Origin of the sequence: Muribaculum sp. An289 (assembly GCF_002159555.1) — a bacterium.
GTDB lineage: Bacteria > Bacteroidota > Bacteroidia > Bacteroidales > UBA932 > Merdivivens > Merdivivens faecigallinarum.
Map to the genome: position 1 here is coordinate 169,379 of NZ_NFIV01000001.1, position 20,443 is coordinate 189,821.

Here is a 20,443-nt window from a genome sequence, read left to right on the forward strand (position 1 = left end):
ATGGGCAAGATAGCGATACTCGGAGGAGGTGAAAGCGGCACAGGAGCCGCCGTACTGGCAAAAACGAAAGGATTCGACGTTTTCCTTTCGGACAACGGTTCCATTCCGGAAAACCAGAAACAGAGGCTTGCGGAATGGGATATTCCTTACGAAGAAGGGGGACACAGCCTCGACAGGATACTGGATGCCGCCGAGGTAGTCAAAAGTCCGGGGATACCTGACTCGGCAGCCGTAATCCGCTCGATCAGGGAAGCCGGAATAAACATAATATCCGAAATAGAATTCGCCGGGAGATATGACCGTGCGAAGAAAATATGCATTACCGGAAGCAACGGCAAGACTACGACGACATCGTTGATTTACCATCTGTTACAGCTCGCCGGCCTCAACGTAGGGCTCGGAGGGAACATCGGGAAGAGCTACGCATACCAGGTGGCCACCTGCGACTATGACATCTACGTGCTGGAAATAAGCAGTTTCCAGCTGGACAACATGTACGATTTCAAGGCGGACATAGCCGTACTTACCAACATAACCCCCGACCACCTCGACAGATACGACCATAAGCTCGAAAACTACGTAAAAGCCAAGTTCCGCATCACGAGGAACATGGACAAGGACGACTGCTTCATATTCTGCTCGGATGACGAAATAACTGTAGGCCATCTGAACGATATCGTAATCAAGGCAAAGATGCTGCCTTTCACACAAAAAGGGAAAGTCGAGGAAGGAGCATACGTCGAGGACGGCAGGATTGTCGTAAAATACGGGGAACACGAGTGCAGGGTCTTCCTCAACGAGCTATCATTGCAGGGCAAACACAACCTGTACAACTCCATGGCCGCCGCCATCGCCGGCAAAGTCATGGACATAGATGACGAGAAGATAAGGGAAGGCCTCAAGACTTTCAAAAACATCGAGCACAGGCTCGAAAAAGTAGCGACCGTAAACGGTGTCCTGTATATCAACGACTCGAAGGCCACCAATGTCAATTCGGCATGGTACGCCCTCGAAAGCATGGACAGGCCGGTAGTATGGATTGCGGGCGGGACCGACAAGGGGAACGACTATTCGGAACTTTACGGCCTTGTAAAGGAAAAGGTGAAAGCCCTCATCTGCCTCGGCGTCGACAACAGGAAGCTGCACGAATCGTTTTCCGGAATGGTTCCGGTAATCACCGACGCCCGCTCGGCGGAAGAGGCGGTGGAAAAGGCATATTCCGTGGCCGAGAGCGGAGACGTAGTGCTTCTGTCCCCTTGCTGCGCATCGTTCGACCTGTTCAGGAACTATGAAGAAAGGGGAAGGCTGTTCAAAGAAGCGGTAAGGAACTTATGAACACTGTAAAAACATACGCCGAAAAGGCGAGCTGCTGGATAAACCGGAGCATAAAAGGGGACAAGGTGGTATGGATAATAGTCTTTCTGCTGTCCATGTTCTCGCTTGCGGCCGTGTATTCGGCCAGCTCCTACAGGGCCATGCATTCCGACGTGAACAAAATCGTCATCTTCCTCGATCAGCTGGTATTCGTGCTGGCCGGCTGGGCGGCCCTGCTCGTATGTTATTTCATACACCCAAAATACTACCGCAAATTTTCCTTCCTCGTCTACGGGATAAGCATAGTACTGCTGCTGTTGCTGTTCGTAGACCCGTTGACTGCCAGACAGAACGGGGCCATCAGAGGTCTAAAGCTGCCCGGATTCACCTTCCAGGTCTTCGAAGTGGCGAAGGCCGCAATCATAATTTACCTGGCGAGGGCCATGGAAATCTTCGAAATAAAGAAATTCAAGGATTACCTGTTAAAACTGCTGCTTCCGATAGCCCTGACCTGTGTCCTGCTATTGCGCGGAAGTTTTTCTTCAGCAGTTTTCACCGCAATGATATGTCTGGTAATATTATGGATAAACAAGATAAACTGGAGATATCTCGCGCTCACCATCGCCGGCGGAATAGCCGTGCTCGGAATATGTTACGGCCTGTACAAACTGACCGAAAACAATGAGCACCCGCTGTTCGAACGTTTCGAAACTGCCGAATCCCGAATAGACAGCTTCCTGCATCCGGCAGACGAAGAAGTTGCCATAAAAATGACGGAAGAGGAAAAACAGGCAGCAATAGATGCGGAAAGGCAATCGGAGAATGCGAAAATCGCGATACACGAGGGAGGAATCATCGGAAAAGGCCCGGGGAAAAGCACCCAAAGATACACCCTTTCGATGGCCTTCTCGGATTTCATATATGCGTTCATAATAGAAGAGTACGGAAGTATCGTGGGAATTTTCGTCATGTTCCTGTACATCTGGCTCTTCGCCCGCTGTGCAAGGCTGGCGGCGAAATGCAAGACCACATTCGCAGGAACGACGGTCTTCGGACTCGGCCTGCTTACGACATTCCAGGCGCTGATGCATATCTACGTCAATATCCGCATGATACCAATCACGGGGCATACCCTTCCGCTGGTAAGCCACGGAGGCACGGCGTTCATAATATTCAGCGGTATTTTCGGTGTAATACTTTCTGTCAGCAAATCGATTCAGGAAATAGACCTGAGCAAAGTCGACCCTGAGCCGGCCATAACGGAAAAAGGAGAGAAAAATGAAAGTGATAATTAGCGGCGGAGGTACCGGAGGACATATCTTTCCGGCAATCTCAATAGCAGGGGCACTCAGGGAAAAAGACCCCGGATGCGACATCCTTTTCGTGGGAGCCGAAGGCAAGATGGAAATGGAAAGGGTTCCGGCTGCCGGCTACCCCATAATCGGACTTCCCGTGGCAGGGCTCAAAAGGAGCCTGTCGCTGTCCAATCTCGTTCTTCCGTTCAAGGTATTGAAAAGCATCCGGAAAGCAAGGAAAATCATCCGCGAATTCCGTCCGGACATAGCCGTCGGGGTCGGAGGTTACGCCAGCGCGCCCATACTGTGGGTAGCCCAGAGGCTGTCCGTACCTACACTCATACAGGAACAGAATTCATACGCAGGACTGACCAACAGGCTTACCGGCAGGAAAGCGGACCGGATATGCGTGGCATACGAAGGAATGGAGAGGTTTTTCCCGAAGGACAGGCTCGTAATGACCGGGAATCCTGTCCGGAACAACATACGCCGCCCTACCTCCGGGGAGAAGGCCGAAGCATTGAAGCACTATTCGTTCGACCCGGAAAAGAAGACCATATTGGTGCTCGGAGGCAGCCTCGGCTGCGCCACCCTCAACAACACCATGAAGAAGTGGATTGCGGACGGACAGCCTGGAGGAGAAGGGATACAGATACTCTGGCAATGCGGGAAAGGATACTATGAGGGGGTAAAGTCATTCATGGAAACCGCCTCTTGCAAGGACGTGGTTTATTCGGGCTTCATCGACAGGATGGATTATGCTTATGCGGCCGCCGATCTTATTATCTCACGTTCCGGAGCAGGAACGATTTCAGAACTCTGCGTTGCGGGAAAGGCGGTAATTTTCGTACCTTCCCCCAATGTCACCGAAGACCATCAGACACATAACGCGATGGCACTCGTAGAGAAAGGAGCGGCAGGAATCGTCAAGGACTCCGAGGCTATGGAAACGCTCATGGGATACGCCACCGCCCTTGTAAAGGACGAGGCTACGGTCAGGACCCTTGAAAACAACATATCGGCACTGGCCCGCCCGGATGCCGCCTCCGCCATAGCCGAAGAAATATTTTCCGTATGTAAAAACAGAATATTATGAAATACAGGAACATATACATGATAGGGATAGGCGGAATCGGGATGAGCGCCATCGCGAGGTATTTTCATGCCAAAGGCCATGAAGTGAGCGGATACGACAGGACCCCGTCCGAAATCACCGCCTCACTGGAGGCAGAAGGCATTGCCGTACATTTCGACGAACGTCCGGAACTGATTCCAGGCGCCCCGTCCGACACCCTCGTCATATATACCCCTGCAATCCCGGCCGAAAACAGGGAACTGGTTTTCGTCAGGGAAAAGGGATACCGGCTGCTCAAAAGGTCGAAGGTACTCGGAGAGATAGCGGAAGGGAAAAAGACGATAGCGGTCGCCGGCACGCACGGAAAAACCACGACGAGCACGATGACAGGCCACATCTTCCAGGCATCGGGAACGGGCTGCGATGCCTTCCTCGGTGGCATATCGAAAAACTACGGCACCAACCTGCTGCTCGGCGACAGCGGCATAGTCGTGGCCGAAGCGGACGAATTCGACCGTTCCTTCCTGCAACTGTTTCCCGATACGGCCATAATCACCTCCATCGATGCCGACCATCTGGACATATACCATGATTACGCCCATGTACAGGAAGCATTCGGCGAGTTCGCCGCACAGACCGGAAGATGCCTGATACTTAAAGAAGGAGTGGATATCGGCCCGGCTCCCGTAAAGGCCACGGTATACAGATACTCCTACGACAATGCCAAGAGCGATTTTTACGCATCCCGCATACGCACGGAACCTGGGGGATATTTCGTATTCGACCTGAATTATCCCGGAGGGACCGTGGAAGATTGCAAAATGGGGGTTCCAGGAAGGCTCAACGCCGAAAACGGAATCGCTGCGGCCGCGGCTGCGCTTCTCAACGGGATATCCCCGGAAAAGGTAAAGGAAGCCCTCGGCACATTCATGGGCGTAAAAAGGAGGCTCGACATGCACCTCAACACCGCAAAGACGGCCTATATCGACGACTACGCCCACCATCCGAAGGAAATAGAAGCGGCCATAAGGTCGATTCGGGACATTTTCCCGGGCAGGAAGCTGACCGCCGTTTTCCAGCCGCATCTGTACACGAGGACAAGGGATTTCGCCGAAGGTTTTGCCGAAGCCCTTTCCCTTGCAGACAGGATTATCCTGCTTGACATATACCCTGCAAGGGAACTGCCTATAGAAGGTGTCACCTCGAAAATCATTTTCGACAGGATAAAAACCGGGGAGAAAAAACTGATAACACGCACAGAGCTGATGTCCTGCCTTGAAAATGAAGACATCGACGTCCTCGTGACCTTCGGTGCCGGAGACATCGACAGATTCACGGAGTCCATAACGGAAATGCTTGAAAAAAGGAGCGGAAAATGTTGAAAGCAGTAAAATACATATTCTTCGTATTGCTTGTGACGATACTCGCCGCCTATTTCGCCATAGCCGGACGTCTCAACGCTAACGAGCGGGAAGGGCTCGCCTGCAAAGGGACCGCCATCACGATAATCAACGGAGACGAATGCGACTTCATCCACGAGGACGACATCCGCGGAATCCTCGGCGAAAAATACGGGGACTGCACCGGCATGCTGATCGACGAGCTCGATTGCGACAGGATTGAAAAAGCCATCGAGGAGATAAGCGCCATCAAAAAGTGCGAGTGCCATACCGACCGGACAGGGATGCTGAACATCGACGTATACCAGAGACATCCGGTGCTAAGGCTCGACACCGGGAACGGGGGATTCTACTGCGATGCGGACGGTTTCGTTTTCCCGATACACGGCTCCAGCACCCCCGAAGTGACGACCGTATCCGGGAACATCCCTGAAATCGGGGACTCCGGGGAAACCGGCACCGCCGGAAAAAAATGGCTTGACGGAATCCTGAGGCTGAACGGATACATCACGGGCGACGGGTACTGGAAAGACATGTTCAAAAGAATCGAAATCGCCGGTAACGGGGACATACTGCTCATTCCGGAAGTCGGGGATTTCAAGATAATTTTCGGAAACCCGGAAAACATAAAAAACAAATTTTACCGTATTGAAAAATTTTACGAAACCGTTTATCCCGGCGCCGAAAGCAAGTACGGGACGGTATCCGTAAAATACAGGGACCAGATAATCTGCAAAAAGAAAAAATAAGGATATGGAAGAAAAATTCATAACGATAGTTGATATCGGTTCATACCGGACAGCTGCATGTACGGCGAAAATCGAAGGCCGGAACATCGACATCGCCGCATACAAGGAAGCTCCGTCAGACGGAGTAAGGCACGGCAGGGTATTCAACCCGCTGAGAGCCTCGACCGTGGTAAAATCATTGCTTACCGACATCGAAAGACAGTTGGGGATAAAGATTTCGAAAGTGGTTACAGGCATTCCGGGTTATGGCATAAATACGCGGAGCATTACACTGAAAAACGACAGGACCTCTCCCGACGACTTCATAACATCCGACGAACTCAATTCCATGACGGAACTCGCCTACTCCCGGACAGAGGACGAAAACGAAAGGGTATATTGTGTCATCCCGCAATCGTACAGAATCGGGGACGCCATGGAAATACCATACGATGACGCCATCGGAATGTCGGGCCCGTCAATCGAGGGGAAATACCGCATTTTCGCCGGAAACAAGGCCGTATTCGACAGTAACGAAAAGACATTCAAGGCAATAGACATAGAAATAGCGGGAAAATACCTGTATCCTATGGCAAGCGCTGAATCCACGCTGCTCGGCCAGGAAAAACAGAACGGGGTGGCATTGATCGAGTTCGGAGGAAATACGACAAACCTTGTCATATATTATAAAAACATAATAAGGTACATGTATACCCTGCCTTTCGGAGGCAAAAACATAACTGACGACATCGCCAACGAATGCAAAATCACGACTTCCCTGGCAGAAAGCATAAAACGCGACTTCGGAAGCGCAATGCCCGAAAAACTCTCGATAAATGCAGAGAAATCCCTGCAAATCAAGAGCCGTTCGCAGAGGGACATCGAAATCCCGATAAAATACCTTTCCGAAATAATCGAGGCAAGGTGCAAGGAGATATTCGACGCCCTCCTTTATAAGATAGAGGAATCCGGATATGCAGACCTGCTCAGTTCGGGAATAGTCCTTACCGGAGGTTCCGCCAATCTGCTGAACATATCGGATTACCTGAAGACCGCATCCGGCTACTCCGTCCGCAGGGCCATGCCGGTAGGAAAATTCAGTTATACCGGATTCCCGAAACTTTCAGACTTCAGTTCTTCGGCAATCTCCGGCCTGCTGGCCCTTGCCTGGGAGGACTGCATCGGTTTCGAGGATTCATACAATACCGCCGGCACAACGGTCGAAGACATCCGCACGGTGCGGGAACCTGATACTGCGGACAATGCCGGAAGCAATGAAGAAACCTGTGAAAACGGGGAAACCGCCAGAAACGACAGTTCCGAGAACAGCGGGACTACCTGGATAAAAGGGCTGTTCGGCGGCATGAAAAAAGACAAGGTTGACAAGAAAAAGGACAAGGGCGACAAGAAAAAGGAAGACAGAAAGAAAGACAACAGGTTCTCGGGGTTCTCGGGAATCCTCTTCGAAGACGACGACAACATATAAAAGGACTTGAAAATGGACAACAACGAAATAATAGCCCCTTACGATTGGGAAAAATCCACTAACATAATAAAGGTAATCGGCGTAGGCGGAGGCGGATGCAATGCCGTCGAATACATGTACAGGCTCGAAGACATAAAAGGAGCCGACTTCATCATCTGCAATACCGACAAGCAGGCACTGGACAAGAACGAAGTACCGGCCAAGATACAGATCGGGGGCGGACTGACCAAGGGTCTCGGCGCCGGCTGCGACCCTCTGAGGGGAAGAAAGGCCGCGCTTGAATCCCAGGAGACCATCAAGGCTGCTTTCGGAGGAAAGACCGAAATGGTTTTCGTTACCTGCGGAATGGGCGGCGGGACAGGCACAGGAGCGGCACCGGTAATAGCCGACATAGCCCATAAGATGGGACTCCTGACAGTCGGAGTCGTTACCGTACCTTTCGAAGACGAGGGATACGAGTCGATGTCACGGGCGATAGAAGGCATACACGAAATGGAAAAATGCGTGGACAGCCTTCTGATTATCAACAACCAGAAACTTTACGAAGTATACGGAGACCTCCCTATCCACGAAGCCTTTCCGAAGGCCGATGAAGTACTGGCCACGGCCGTAAGAGGAATCACCGAAATCATCATGGACACCGGCTATATAAACGTGGATTTTGCCGATGTAAGGAATGTCATGAAAGGCAGCGGAATGGCCCTCATGGGAAGCGGCCGCGGAACGGGCGAAAAGCGCGTGGAAGAAGCCGTGGAACAGGCCCTCTCCTCCCCTCTGCTCAATGACTTCGACCTGAAGACAGCCCGTAACGTACTTATCAACATACGTACAAGTCGCGACAAGAGCGGACTTTCGGCCAAAGAACTCGGCCATGTGGCCCAGTGCATCCAGAAATACACGGGAAACGCACAGAATTTCAAACGCGGTGTCGTCTATGACGAAAGCGGAAAACTGAACGGTGACCTGTGCATAACCATCATTGCCACCGGCTTCAGCATGAGCCTGCTTCCGCAGATTACGAAAAGGGACCGCGGCAATGTCATCATCATCGATGAGGATTATGTAAGCTCTACCCTGAAAGAATACGAAGGAAACGAAGAAGAAATAGTATCTTTGCAGCCGATAACGGTCGAAGAGGCCGGAAGGCAGATCATAGGGAAGACGGCCAATACCAGCATACGCAACTTCCATTTTGAAGAACCTCCGGTACTTGCTGTCAATACCGGCAGCGACATTTCCGAGATGGAGAACACTCCGTCGATACGCAGGTGCAACTGGACAAAGCCTGTAGAGGTAGCATGATTTTACCGGCCGCAACAGTAAATTTTTACATGACAATATGGAAAGAAGGACAAGAGTAAGATTCGCACCGTCCCCTACGGGACCCCTCCACATGGGAGGAGTGCGTACCGCATTATACAATTATCTCTACGCGAAACAGCACGGGGGAGATTTCATAATCCGCATCGAAGACACCGACTCACAGAGATTCGTACCCGGGGCGGAACAGTATATAATCGACTCCCTCAACTGGTGCGGAATCATACCGGACGAAGGTGTGGACGAAAACGGAAAGGTCGTCGAGACCCCTTCTGAAAAACACCCACATGCCCCTTACAGACAATCGCAGAGGAAAAGCATTTACAGGAAATATGCCGAGCAGCTTGTTGAAAACGGCTACGCATATTATGCTTTCGACACCTCGGAAGAGCTCGCCGCAATGAGGGCCGAAGCGGAAGCGAAAAAGGAGACTTTCATCTACAACCACGAGACAAGGGGAAGGCTCAAAAACTCGCTTACCCTTCCGCGTGAAGAATGGGAAAGACGGCTCAAGGAAGAAACTGGCTGGACAATCCGCTTCAAAATGCCGGAAAACCGCATCGTCGAAATGGACGACCTGATAAGGGGGCACATCGAAGTCAACACAGGCATTCTGGACGACAAGGTACTGTGGAAAAGCCATGACGGACTGCCTACATACCATCTGGCGAACATAGTGGACGACCACCTGATGGAAATCACCGAAGTCATCAGAGGCGAAGAGTGGCTGCCTTCACTTCCGCTGCACTATCTCCTCTATGAAGCATTCGGCTGGACGGACTCGATGCCGAGATTCGCCCACCTGTCGCTGCTCCTGAAACCGGACGGTAAGGGAAAACTCAGCAAAAGGGACGGAGACAGGCTCGGATTCCCTGTTTTTCCGCTGCAATGGATAAACCCTGAAGGGGAAATCACCCGGGGATACAGGGAAGAAGGCTATCTTCCCGAAGCCTTCGTGAACATGCTCGCAATGCTCGGATGGAACCCTGGAGACGACAGGGAAATGTTTACGATAGACGAGCTCGTTGAAACATTCTCTCTCGGGAGGGTGATAAAATCTGGGGCCCGTTTCAATCCGGAAAAGGCGAAATGGTACAACCGCGAATATTTACGCAGGATGCCGGACGAAAAGATTGCCGGCGAATTCAGAAAAATACTCGACAGCCACGGCATAGACAGGGAAAAATTCGATGACGCATACGTGCTCAAGGTCATCCGCCTCACGAAAGAGCGCGCCACATTCATAAAGGATTTCTGGGACATCGCCCATTATCTTTTCACCGCGCCGTCATCATTCAACGAAGCCGATGCAAGGAAATTCTGGAAACAGGAAAACGTGGTTCTGATGAAACAGGCGGCAGAGTTCATCGGGAACTTCGAGCCTTTCACGGAAGAAGCGCTCGAACCAGCCCTCAGCGACTACATACATTCCAACGAATGGCCTATGGGCAAGGTGATGAACACACTGCGCCTCGCACTGATAGGCTCTTCAAGCGGACTCGGAATCGCCGCCGTCGCGACCATTATCGGCAAAGAAGAAACGGCGGCCCGTGTGGCATTCGCATGTAAGACTTTAGGCGAATGACGGTGCAAACCGCTGATTTGACGGATTTATGCAACAGGACTTCCTAACCCTATCGATAAAAGACAGGCCTTCCCGGGAAATCGAAGATTTTCCGGGAGGCATTGTCATTCCTTTGGACAAACCGTATCTGTGGACATCGGCCGATGCGGTCAGGAAAATCAAATTCCGCCTCCAGCACTATTTTCAGAAAAAGAACCTCAAGGTAGGACATGCCGGCACCCTAGACCCGCTCGCCACAGGGCTCCTGCTGATATGCACAGGCAAGGCGACCAAACTCGCGGAAGAGTTCCAGGCCGGTGACAAGGAATACATAGCTGACATAGTCTTCGGCGCCACGACACCGTCATACGACCTTGAAAAGGAAATCGACATGCATTATCCATACTCGCACATAACCGAAAAGGCAGTGCAGGAAATACTTCCGTCTTTCCTTGGAGAACAGGAACAGATAGCCCCTCTGTTTTCCGCCAAATCCATAGACGGGGTAAGGGCATACGAGATTGCCCGCAAAATGCTCAAACACGGCGAGACTTCGGCAATAGCCGAAGCCAGGGAGGCAGGGATACGTTCTTCAACCATACGCATCGACAGGCTCGAAATGCTCGGGTTCGGATACACTGACGGTACCGGTATCCCTTCCGGAACCGGAATCACAGGACCGGAAGGTACTCACAGGAGCATAACCGCGAAAAGATACGGCCACGAACTGCCTTGCGTACGCCTGCTTGTCTCATGCAGCAAGGGCACATACATAAGGGCACTGGCCCGCGACCTCGGGGAAGCACTCGGGAGCGGAGCCCATCTGGCTTCCCTTCGAAGGACACGCTCTGGCATTTTCAGTGTCGACGAGGCCCTTTCGATAGAAAATGTCATGAATATTTTCAATATTTGAAACAAAATCGGATAAAAATCGTATAATATTTTGTTTGACTAATCATTCAGGGTATTATATGAAACTTTCTCAATTCAACTTCGAACTCAAGCCCGAACTCATCGCCCAGAACCCTACGTTTTTCAGGGACGAATGCCGCATGATGGTACTGCATAAGGACAGCGGAGAAATCGAGCACAGGCTGTTCAAGGATTTCATCAATTATTGCGACGAAGGGGATCTTGTCGTACTGAACGACACAAAGGTTTTTCCTGCAAGGCTTTACGGCAACAAGGAAAAGACAGGGGCCGAGATTGAAGTTTTCCTTCTGCGGGAACTGAACCGCGACCAGAGGCTTTGGGACGTGCTTGTCGACCCGGCGAGAAAAATCCGCATAGGCAACAAACTGTATTTCGGGGAGAACGACGCCCTTGTGGCGGAAGTCATAGACAACACCACATCGAGGGGAAGGACGCTCAGGTTCCTTTACGACGGGCCGTACGAGGAATTCAAGGATACCCTGTACAAGATGGGCGAACTGCCGATTCCGAAATGGGTAAAACCGAAAGTCGAGGAATCGGATTACGAAAATTACCAGACCATCTATGCGTCCAAGGAAGGGGCCGTCGCCTGTCCGGCAGCCGGCCTGCATTTCAGCAGGGAATTATTCAAGAGAATGGAAATAAAGGGTGTGGATACGGCTTTCATTACACTGCACATGGGACTGGGCAATTTCAGGAGCGTGGACGTGGAAGACCTATCGAAACACAAGATGGATTCCGAGTCCCTCAACATTCCGGAAAAGACGGCAGACCTTGTAAACAATGCCAAGCGCAACGGCAAGAGGGTTTTCGCCACGGGAGTGACAGTGCTCCGCGGCCTGGAAACATACGTGACCACTACCGAGGAAATAAGGGAATTCGAAGGATGGACGAACAAATTCATCTTTCCCCCATACAAGGTATCGATACCGACCGCACTGATTACAAACTTCCACATGCCTTGCTCCACGATGCTGATGTCGGAATGCGCTTTCGGAGGCTTCGAAAATGTAATGAAATGCTACAAGGCGGCTACGGAAGAGGGCTACAGATTCGGACCTTACGGAGATGCGATGCTTATCATCTAAGGCCGGAACAACGGAAAACATCAAAAAAACATATTTTCAATCCCCGTTCGCCACAAACGGGGATTTTTGTTATCCGTGGCGGATTCGGCAATGTATTTTTGCGGAAAAAAGACATGCCTGCATACACGAAAGACAAAACATTGTTCTGTGCGCTCAACCGTATTTTCGGCTTCAAACCGTCCGGAATAAAGGCCTTGATTGAAGACGGGGCCTCCCCTGAAAGCCTGCTTCCCGACGATGAGGCACGGAAAGGCATAATCGGATGGGCGGAAGACGAGATATCAAGATGCATCGGGCTGGGAATATCGGTAGTGACGATTGCCGACCCGGAATACCCAGCGGCACTGAAAGAATGCCCCGACGCACCTTTATTATTATATATAAGGGGTACCTGGCCGGAAGGGAAAAGGGCCCTTTCCGTAGTCGGCACAAGGCATCCGGACGAATACGGGCTGAGGATGTGCGACAGAATCATAGATTCGGTCCACAGCACCGGAAATCCTCCGGTCATCATAAGCGGCCTTGCATACGGGATAGACGTACAGGCACACAAAAGGACCTTACTGAGACAAGGGATTACCGTGGCGGTCATGGGGACGGGAGCGGACAGGATTTATCCCAAAAGCCACGAATGGCTTGCGGAAAAGATAATGGAACACGAAGGCTGCCTGATAAGCGATTTCCCTTTGGGCGAAGCCCCGCTTCCGGTCAATTTTCTGAAGCGTAACCGGATTATCGCCGGACTGTCCGAATGCACCGTGGTCATCCAGTCCCCTAAAAAAGGTGGCAGCATGGTCACTGCCACACAGGCATTTTCATACGGAAGGGACGTTTACGCAATCCCCGGAAGGCTCGACGACTGCAAGAGCGAAGGCTGCAACTATCTCATCGCGGCCGAAATGGCCGGCTGCATCTGCGACACGGACAGATTTTCCCTGTATTTCCGGGACGGGAAAGACATGACGGCCAGCCATACCGGGGCAGGCGGAAGCCACAGGCCCGGAGACTGCATCTGCTACGGAGAAGACGGAGACAGGGGCAAAATACTCCGGATATTGTCTGACAGAGGCGGAAAAAGCACCGAATCCCTGCTCTCGGAAACGGGCATGGCCATAGAAAATCTGACCGCCGCCCTCACAGAACTGGAAATCGACGGGAAAATCTGCAAGGAAGACGGTTTCAATTGGAGTATAAAAATAAAATGATTATTTTTGCGCGCCAATCAATTGCAGGATGTCCCGATTCATCGACACACACACCCATCTCTATGATGAGGCTTTTGCAGCGGATTTCGAAGAAACCGTCGCGAGGGCGGTTGCAGCCGGAGTCGTTAAAATGGTCTTCCCCGACATAGACAGTTCTTCAAGAGAAGCCATGCTCGCCTGCGCCGCAAAGTTTCCGGAAAACATTTTCTGCGCCGCGGGGCTCCACCCCACCTCGGTCAAGGAAGGCTGGGAAGAAGAGCTTGAGGCCGTAGGAAAATGCCTTGAAGACAAAAGGGACTGGGTAGCCGTCGGGGAAATCGGAATGGATCTCTACTGGAGCAAAGAATATCTGGACGGCCAGAGGACGGTCTTCGACACGCAGCTTTCGTGGGCGGAACGTTACGGACTGCCAGTAATAATACATTCGAGGGAAGCTACGGCCGAAATTTTCGACATACTCGAAGCCCATAAGGGAAGAGGGCTGCGCGGGGTATTCCACGCCTTCGGAGGAAGCATCGAAACATTCAGGAGATTCGACAGATACGGCGATTTCATGGTCGGAATAGGCGGCACCCTGACCTACAAAAATTCCAGGCTGCCCGACACAGTTGCCGGAATCGACATTTCGAGGATACTGCTTGAAACCGACTCCCCGTACCTTACACCCGTACCACACAGAGGTGAAAGGAACGAAAGTTCCTACATCCCGATCATAGCAGGGAGAATCGCCGGAATCAAAGGCATTCCGGCTGAGACCGTCGGCGAAAGGACATCGCGGAATGCAGAAACGCTTTTCGGCCTGCACACGGAAAACCACAAAGGAGGAAAATCATGAAAGACACGTCAATACTGGTCATTTACACGGGAGGCACCATAGGCATGAAGCAAGATCCGGACGACCTTGCCCTCAGGCCCTTCAATTTCGAACAGATTGTAGAGGAGGTGCCGGAACTGCGAAAATTCGGGTGCAGGATAGACACCTTCACTTTCGACCCCATCATAGACTCATCCGACGTAGACGTGGACTTCTGGAAGCGGCTTGCCGGAATCATTGAAGAAAAATACGCGGAATACGACGGTTTCGTAATACTCCACGGGACGGACACGATGTCGTATTCGGCCTCAGCTCTCAGTTTCATGCTGGAAGACCTGGAAAAACCGGTGATTTTCACAGGAAGCCAGCTCCCGATAGGAATGCCGAGGACCGACGGGAAGGAAAACCTGATTTCAGCCATAGAAATAGCCTGCGCAAAGGACGGCAACGGCAATGCGAAGGTTCCCGAAGTATGCATATTCTTCGACTCCGCCCTCATGAGGGGAAACAGGACGACAAAATACAGTGCGGAAGAGTTCAAGGCGTTCATCTCCCCGAATTACCCCACCCTTGCCGAGGCCGGAATCAACATAAAATACCACGACCCGTTCATTTACAGGCCGCAGGAATGGGGAAAAAGGCTTAAAGTCCATAAAGACCTCGACCCTGGAGCGGTCATATTGAAAATCTACCCTGGCATCGCTCCCGGAACAATGGAAAGCATACTCGGAATGCCCGGACTCCGCGGAGTCGTACTGGAAACTTTCGGTTCCGGCAACGCACCGTCCTCGGAGTGGTTCATCGACAGCATAAGGAAGGCCTCCGGAAGAGGTCTCGTAATAGTCAATGTCACCCAGTGCATGACCGGCTCGGTAAACATGGGGGTATACGCCACAGGAATAGGACTGAAGAGCGCAGGAGTGCTCAACGGGTACGACAGCACGACCGAAAGCGCCCTTGCCAAATTATTTTTTCTAATGGGTCAATATCCTGACAACAAAAGGGTTAAATGTGAATTCGAGAAAAACCTCAGAGGAGAAATTTCAAAATAATTGTTTGCATCTCAATATTAATTGCTATATTGCACGGAATTTTTGAATTACTATAACTATTTAATACATTAATTTAACATTTAAACATTCAAAAACAGTTATGAAAAAGTTTTTCATGTTTTTGGCAGTTAGCGGTCTTATGATCGTGTCTGCACAATTCGCAGCAGCTCAGGAGAACGACGGAGCTGCAGCGGCAGCTACCGATACTACTGTCGAAGCGGCAGCTACCGAAGCTACTCCAGTATCATCCGAGCCTGCAACATTGGCAGAGATGACGGCTGCTCAGCCTGAGATGCCAATCCACCAGCAGCTCAAGACAAGGTTCATCGAAGGTGGTGCAGGATTTATGGCAACAATCCTCGCCTGCTTCGTATTGGGTCTTGCACTCTGCATCGAGAGGATTCTTTATCTTGGACTTTCAAAGACCAATACCAAGAAACTTCTCAACAAAGTGGAAGAAGCTCTCAAGAACGGCGGTGTTGAAGCAGCCAAAGATGTATGCCGCAATACCCGCGGACCTGTCGCAAGCATCTTCTACCAGGGTCTCCTCCGTGCAGAACAGGGTCTGGAAGTTGTAGAAAAGACAGTCGTTTCCTACGGTTCCGTACAGATGAGCCTCATGGAAAAAGGCCTTTCCTGGATTCAGCTCTTCATCACCATCGCCCCTTCGTTGGGATTCTTGGGAACAGTCGTTGGTATGATTCAGGCATTCGATGCTATCCAGGCAGCCGGTGATATTTCCCCTAACGTTGTCGCAGGAGGTATGAAAGTTGCTTTGATCACCACCGTCGGCGGTTTGATCGTAGCCGTTATCCTTCAGCTCTTCTACAACTACATCCTTTCAAGGATCGACTCCCTTTCAATTGAAATGGAAGACGCATCAATTTCACTTATCGATATCTTGGTTAAGAACCAGAAATAATACAGCACGACACTATGTACGCTAAAATAATAAAAATCATTTCATACGTCTTGCTCGTAGTAGGTATAGTCCTGAGCTGCCTTGTCCTCTTCGGAAATGTGAAGATGGGACAGAACGAAAGCCTGGTCGACCCTCTGCTCTATTGGGCGTATGTATTGGTTGGCGTAGGTCTCGTAGGTGCGATTATCAGCTCGATTATCGGCATTCTCGACAATCCTAAAGGTCTGAAAAAATCAATTTTCACTCTCGTAGGAGTCATTGTCGTGATTGGCATCGCATACCTGCTTGCACCTGGGACACCTGTCGAGATTGTCGGCATGGAGCCAACCCAAGCTACTCTTAAAATGACGGATACCCTCCTCAACCTGACTTACATATTGCTCGGAGGCGCAATCCTGTCGATAATTGCCGGATATATCATAAACGTAGTTCGTCGATAGACATAATATTTTTTAGTATGGCAACAAGAGGACCAATGGAAATCAACTCAAGCTCGATGGCGGATATCGCCTTCCTGCTTTTGACGTACTTCCTTATGACAACCACGATGGACCAGAACTATGGTTTGCGCCGTCAGCTCCCTCCGCCTGTAACCGGCGAAGTTGAGAACCAGCAGATTAACGAGCGTAACATCATTATCGTGCGTATCAACTCTCTTGACAGGTTGTTCGCAGGTGGCCAGGCGATGGATGTCTCCATGCTGAAAGATAAAGTCAAAGAATTTTTACTTAATCCTACCGACGACCCTAAGCTTCCTGAAAAGAAGATGACTTACATCGAAGGGTACGGTGACTACCCCGTTTCAAGCGGTGTGATTTCCTTACAGAACGACCGCAGTACCACATATAAAGCCTATATCGAGGTACAGAACGAGATAGTCAAGGCCATAAACGAAATCCGCGACGATTTCTCAATCAAGAATTGGGGAATGCCTTATGCACGTCTGGACGAAGAAAGACAGAGAATCGTCCGTGACGCCATTCCTCAGCAGATTTCCGAGGCCGAGCCTAAGGATGTAACAGGTGGAAGATAATAGGAGGTAACAGCATGGCAAAATTTGGAAGAAAAGACAAGAACAAAATGCCAGGGGTCAATACTTCGTCACTCCCGGACATCGTATTCATGGTACTGTTTTTCTTCATGGTCACTACGTCCATGAGGACTACCGAAATCAAAGTACAGGTACGTCTCCCGGAAGCAAGCGAAGCAGTGAAGCTGGAAAGGAAGGACCTTACATCCTATATTTACATAGGAACTCCTATCCTCAGCATGCAGGCCCAGTATGGTAATGACGTTCGTATACAGCTCAACGACTCATACAAAACGGTGTCGGATATCGGTGACTTCATCGCATCCGCACGTGAATCAATGAGCGAAAGCGACAGGCAACTCATGACTACTGCCCTCAGGGTGGATGAATATGCCCGCATGGGTACGGTAACAGACGTGAAGCAGGAGCTTCGCCGCTGCTACGCACTGAAAATCCTTTACTCTGCAAGAAGGGTACAGTAATCTAAATTGTTAATCCGTATTATAAAAACGGCCCGGGATTCTGACTTCGGGCCGTTTTTATTTTTATACACCTCCTTATTTTTCTGCACCTCTTCATTTTTTTGCACCACCCGCCCTCCCTGGTGCAGGCACTCGACTTTGCCCGCATGCAGATGCGGGCGCACAGCACACAGATGTCCCGGGTTTGTTTGCATTGCTCCCGGCTTCTGCGTATTTTTGCATCCGAATATATTGTTCAGGAAATTTAATGTCACATACGCTTTAATGTAATAGGTACATGCTTACTTTCGTCATATCTATCGCGCTTCTTGTCGCGGCATATTTCATTTACGGAAAATTCGTGGAACGTTATTTCGGGGCCGACCCTTCGAGGCAGACACCTGTGCAGAAACTTGCGGACGGTGTCGACTACAAGGAAATCCGTCCCTGGAAAGCCTTTGTGATACAGTTTCTGAACATTGCTGGCCTGGGCCCGATATTCGGAGCCATTCTCGGTGCGGCATACGGCCCGGCGGCTTACCTGTGGATAGTATTAGGATGCATTTTCATGGGAGCCGCACACGATTATTTTTCCGGAATGCTGTCGATGCGGCACGATGGAATGAGCCTTCCCGACATAGTCGGGCAATATCTCGGCAAAACTGTGAAGAAGATACTCCTGTTTTTCGTGAGCCTCATGCTGCTTGCCGTAGGAGTCTCTTTTGTCGTCGGCCCGGCGGACTTGCTCGCAACGCTTACATCCTGGCCTAAGGAAGTATGGTTGTACATAGTTTTCGTTTATTACCTGCTTGCCACTTTGCTCCCTATAGACAAGATAATAGGCACCATTTATCCATACATGGGAGCAGCGCTTCTGTTCATGGCTGTCGGAGTAGGCGGAATGATGATTGTCAAGGCGGTCTCGGGTGATATAACCATGACCGAACTTACCTTGGAGACATTGAAAAACTACCATGCCGATCCGGAAAACAATGTGCTTGTCCCAATGCTTTTCATCGTGATTTCATGCGGGGCGATTTCCGGTTTCCATTCCACACAGTCCCCTCTGGTCGCCCGCTGCCTTGTGAACGAGCGCTACGGACGCCCCGTATTTTACGGAGCCATGATCTGCGAAGGCATAGTCGCAATGATATGGGCAACGGCGGCCATGGCATATTTCGGCGGACCGGAAGGACTGAATGCGGCCGCGACCGAAGGGATAATGATTGATGGCGTACTTACCAAGGTTACACCGGCCATAGCCGTGGATCTGATTTGCCGTTCATGGCTCGGGAAAATAGGTGCTGTCATAGCCATCATCGGAGTGATTGTGTGTCCTATAACTTCCGGCGACACCGCTTTCAGAAGTCTTCGCCTCACATTGGCCGACGGGCTCAAATACAGGCAGAAGCCGCTGCTGAACAGACTGATTGTGGCAATCCCCGTTTTTATAGTAGCATATATCATGTGCAAAGTGGAGTTCTCCACAATATGGAATTACGTTGGCATAGGCAACCAGGTCCTTGCCATGACGACTTTATGGGCGGGGGCGGCATATCTTGTCAAGGCAGGAAAGAATCATCTGATACTCTCGTATAATCACAAAAACGAAATGCGACAAAATTAAAAACGAAATGTGATTATTTGTTAAAAAACGAAATGCGACAAAAAAAACGCACTCTCATATAGTGCGTTTTTTTAATATCCTCAATCAACCACCTTTTCCCCACCGTATGTCTTATTATACAGTATCTGCTTTCTTTGAGCCCCATTGAGTTTGTGTGAAAAATGCACGAAGGTGGGATAAAGTATCATTTGGTCGTATGGAAGTCCGAGATCGTATGCCAGCTGCGCGAGTTTTGCCGGTTCGGCACAAGCGATATCGGCTGCTTCGCCTTTACAGTGCTGACTGGTAGCCACGCCACCGACGGCCTCATTCAATTTCTGGCATCGGTATCCGGAATTTACATGAAGCGGCTCACCCCAGGCATCCCGCAACGGTTGCAGCACATCAAGTACAAGAGCCTTGATGCCGTCCCTTATCTCTGATGTGCCGATTACATTAATTATCCCGAGCCTTTTTGCGGTGTCGGATTGTTCGAATTCTCGATAATCGAAGTTCTTGCTAATAGTTCCCATATTTTATGCGTTTAATCTGTGGTAAAAATCAAGTTTGATATTGTCATAAACGGCTTTCACATTCGTATAAGCGCGACCGTTGTTCTCGCCTGCCTCGTTGTAGAGTTCCCCCTCGACGACATCGGAAACCCATTCTATCCATTCGGGATTGGTATAGGAAGACAACGATTTCCCTTTATATTTAAAGCCATCGAAACGGCTGTTCCTGTCCTCGTGGATGTTGGTCAGCAACGTGTGTATCTTCTCCGCCGTAGCCTCACGGTCCGCTATGTGGTTCTCGCTCCTGACTTTCTTGATGATGCGGCACACCTTCTCCACTGCAAGGTCGAAAAAGGCGGAGGACATGTTCTTTATCCGCAACTGAGTTTCCGGAATCAGCCCCTCCGCTATGCGTTCCATCACCCTGTTGTTCTCCTCCAGCTGACTGTTCAGGTTGCCCATCTCCCCGGTAAACTTCAGCAGGTCGTCAAGCGACTTCTTAAACCACTTGAAGCAGGCTATCATCAGCGATGCCGACAGCAGCAGGAACACGGCGCATATTATTATCATTATGCCGTATTCGCTTATCCCCTGCGCCATTTGCAGGGCTTCGTTGGCAGTATCCATTTTATCCATAC

The 20,443-nt window shown here is 50.6% G+C and carries 20 protein-coding genes; 18 read left to right on the forward strand and 2 right to left on the reverse strand.

Annotation, left to right across the window (positions count from 1 at the left end):
• The 18 genes from murD (at position 1) to B5F83_RS00940 (ending at position 19,314) form a co-directional block, all read left to right on the forward strand.
• Positions 1–1,335 (forward strand): UDP-N-acetylmuramoyl-L-alanine--D-glutamate ligase, encoded by a 1,335-nt coding sequence (gene murD / locus B5F83_RS00855; protein WP_087275829.1) that lies wholly within the window; start codon positions 1–3, stop codon positions 1,333–1,335.
• Positions 1,332–2,609 carry an FtsW/RodA/SpoVE family cell cycle protein gene (locus tag B5F83_RS00860; protein WP_087275832.1) on the forward strand — a complete coding sequence of 426 codons (1,278 nt, stop codon included), beginning with the start codon at positions 1,332–1,334 and terminating at the stop codon, positions 2,607–2,609. Before murD ends, B5F83_RS00860 begins: the two co-directional genes overlap by 4 nt.
• Entirely contained in the window at positions 2,593–3,705 is a 1,113-nt protein-coding gene (gene murG / locus B5F83_RS00865) for an undecaprenyldiphospho-muramoylpentapeptide beta-N-acetylglucosaminyltransferase (protein ID WP_087275835.1), read from the forward strand. Before B5F83_RS00860 ends, murG begins: the two co-directional genes overlap by 17 nt.
• Complete coding sequence (murC, locus tag B5F83_RS00870; RefSeq protein WP_087275837.1) at positions 3,702–5,066, forward strand: UDP-N-acetylmuramate--L-alanine ligase; 1,365 nt, start codon at positions 3,702–3,704, stop codon at positions 5,064–5,066. Before murG ends, murC begins: the two co-directional genes overlap by 4 nt.
• Complete coding sequence (locus B5F83_RS00875; RefSeq protein WP_087275839.1) at positions 5,060–5,833, forward strand: hypothetical protein; 774 nt, start codon at positions 5,060–5,062, stop codon at positions 5,831–5,833. The genes murC and B5F83_RS00875 overlap by 7 nt, the downstream gene beginning before the upstream one ends.
• Positions 5,834–5,837: 4 nt before the next feature.
• Positions 5,838–7,298: a cell division protein FtsA gene (gene ftsA / locus B5F83_RS00880; RefSeq protein WP_087275842.1), complete on the forward strand. Its 1,461-nt coding sequence runs from the start codon at positions 5,838–5,840 to the stop codon at positions 7,296–7,298.
• A 12-nt stretch (positions 7,299–7,310) separates the two neighbouring features.
• Complete coding sequence (ftsZ, locus tag B5F83_RS00885; RefSeq protein ID WP_087275844.1) at positions 7,311–8,600, forward strand: cell division protein FtsZ; 1,290 nt, start codon at positions 7,311–7,313, stop codon at positions 8,598–8,600.
• A gap of 37 nt (positions 8,601–8,637) precedes the next feature.
• Positions 8,638–10,203 carry a glutamate--tRNA ligase gene (gltX, locus tag B5F83_RS00890; RefSeq protein WP_087275847.1) on the forward strand — a complete coding sequence of 522 codons (1,566 nt, stop codon included), beginning with the start codon at positions 8,638–8,640 and terminating at the stop codon, positions 10,201–10,203.
• 28 nt (positions 10,204–10,231) lie between these two features.
• Positions 10,232–11,095: a tRNA pseudouridine(55) synthase TruB gene (truB, locus tag B5F83_RS00895; protein ID WP_087275850.1), complete on the forward strand. Its 864-nt coding sequence runs from the start codon at positions 10,232–10,234 to the stop codon at positions 11,093–11,095.
• A gap of 58 nt (positions 11,096–11,153) precedes the next feature.
• Complete coding sequence (gene queA, locus B5F83_RS00900; protein ID WP_087275853.1) at positions 11,154–12,203, forward strand: tRNA preQ1(34) S-adenosylmethionine ribosyltransferase-isomerase QueA; 1,050 nt, start codon at positions 11,154–11,156, stop codon at positions 12,201–12,203.
• 113 nt (positions 12,204–12,316) lie between these two features.
• The gene (gene dprA / locus B5F83_RS00905) at positions 12,317–13,408 is read left to right on the forward strand and encodes a DNA-processing protein DprA (RefSeq protein WP_158094117.1); all 1,092 of its coding nucleotides are present in this window, start codon (positions 12,317–12,319) and stop codon (positions 13,406–13,408) included.
• 28 nt (positions 13,409–13,436) lie between these two features.
• Positions 13,437–14,243, forward strand: coding sequence for a TatD family hydrolase (locus B5F83_RS00910; RefSeq protein ID WP_087275859.1), 807 nt, complete (start codon positions 13,437–13,439; stop codon positions 14,241–14,243).
• A complete protein-coding gene (locus tag B5F83_RS00915) occupies positions 14,240–15,274 on the forward strand; it encodes a type I asparaginase (RefSeq protein ID WP_087275862.1) in 1,035 nt (344 codons plus the stop codon). Before B5F83_RS00910 ends, B5F83_RS00915 begins: the two co-directional genes overlap by 4 nt.
• A 100-nt stretch (positions 15,275–15,374) precedes the next feature.
• Positions 15,375–16,196, forward strand: coding sequence for a MotA/TolQ/ExbB proton channel family protein (locus B5F83_RS00920; protein ID WP_087275865.1), 822 nt, complete (start codon positions 15,375–15,377; stop codon positions 16,194–16,196).
• Positions 16,197–16,210: 14 nt separating this feature from the next.
• Positions 16,211–16,636 carry a hypothetical protein gene (locus B5F83_RS00925; RefSeq protein ID WP_087325198.1) on the forward strand — a complete coding sequence of 142 codons (426 nt, stop codon included), beginning with the start codon at positions 16,211–16,213 and terminating at the stop codon, positions 16,634–16,636.
• A gap of 17 nt (positions 16,637–16,653) precedes the next feature.
• Positions 16,654–17,229, forward strand: a complete 576-nt coding sequence (locus B5F83_RS00930) for a biopolymer transporter ExbD (protein ID WP_087275871.1) — start codon at positions 16,654–16,656, stop codon at positions 17,227–17,229.
• A gap of 14 nt (positions 17,230–17,243) precedes the next feature.
• Positions 17,244–17,708, forward strand: a complete 465-nt coding sequence (locus B5F83_RS00935; protein ID WP_087275874.1) for a biopolymer transporter ExbD — start codon at positions 17,244–17,246, stop codon at positions 17,706–17,708.
• Between the two features lie 277 nt (positions 17,709–17,985).
• Positions 17,986–19,314 carry a carbon starvation CstA family protein gene (locus B5F83_RS00940; protein ID WP_087275877.1) on the forward strand — a complete coding sequence of 443 codons (1,329 nt, stop codon included), beginning with the start codon at positions 17,986–17,988 and terminating at the stop codon, positions 19,312–19,314.
• An 80-nt stretch (positions 19,315–19,394) separates the two neighbouring features.
• Here the strand turns inward: B5F83_RS00940 and B5F83_RS00945 are convergent, their stop codons facing one another.
• Positions 19,395–19,826: a D-Ala-D-Ala carboxypeptidase family metallohydrolase gene (locus tag B5F83_RS00945; protein WP_087275880.1), complete on the reverse strand. Its 432-nt coding sequence runs from the start codon at positions 19,824–19,826 to the stop codon at positions 19,395–19,397.
• Positions 19,827–19,829: 3 nt separating this feature from the next.
• On the reverse strand, positions 19,830–20,441 hold the full coding sequence (locus B5F83_RS00950) for a hypothetical protein (protein WP_239383789.1): 612 nt from the start codon (positions 20,439–20,441) through the stop codon (positions 19,830–19,832).
• Between the last annotated feature and the right edge of the window lie 2 nt (positions 20,442–20,443).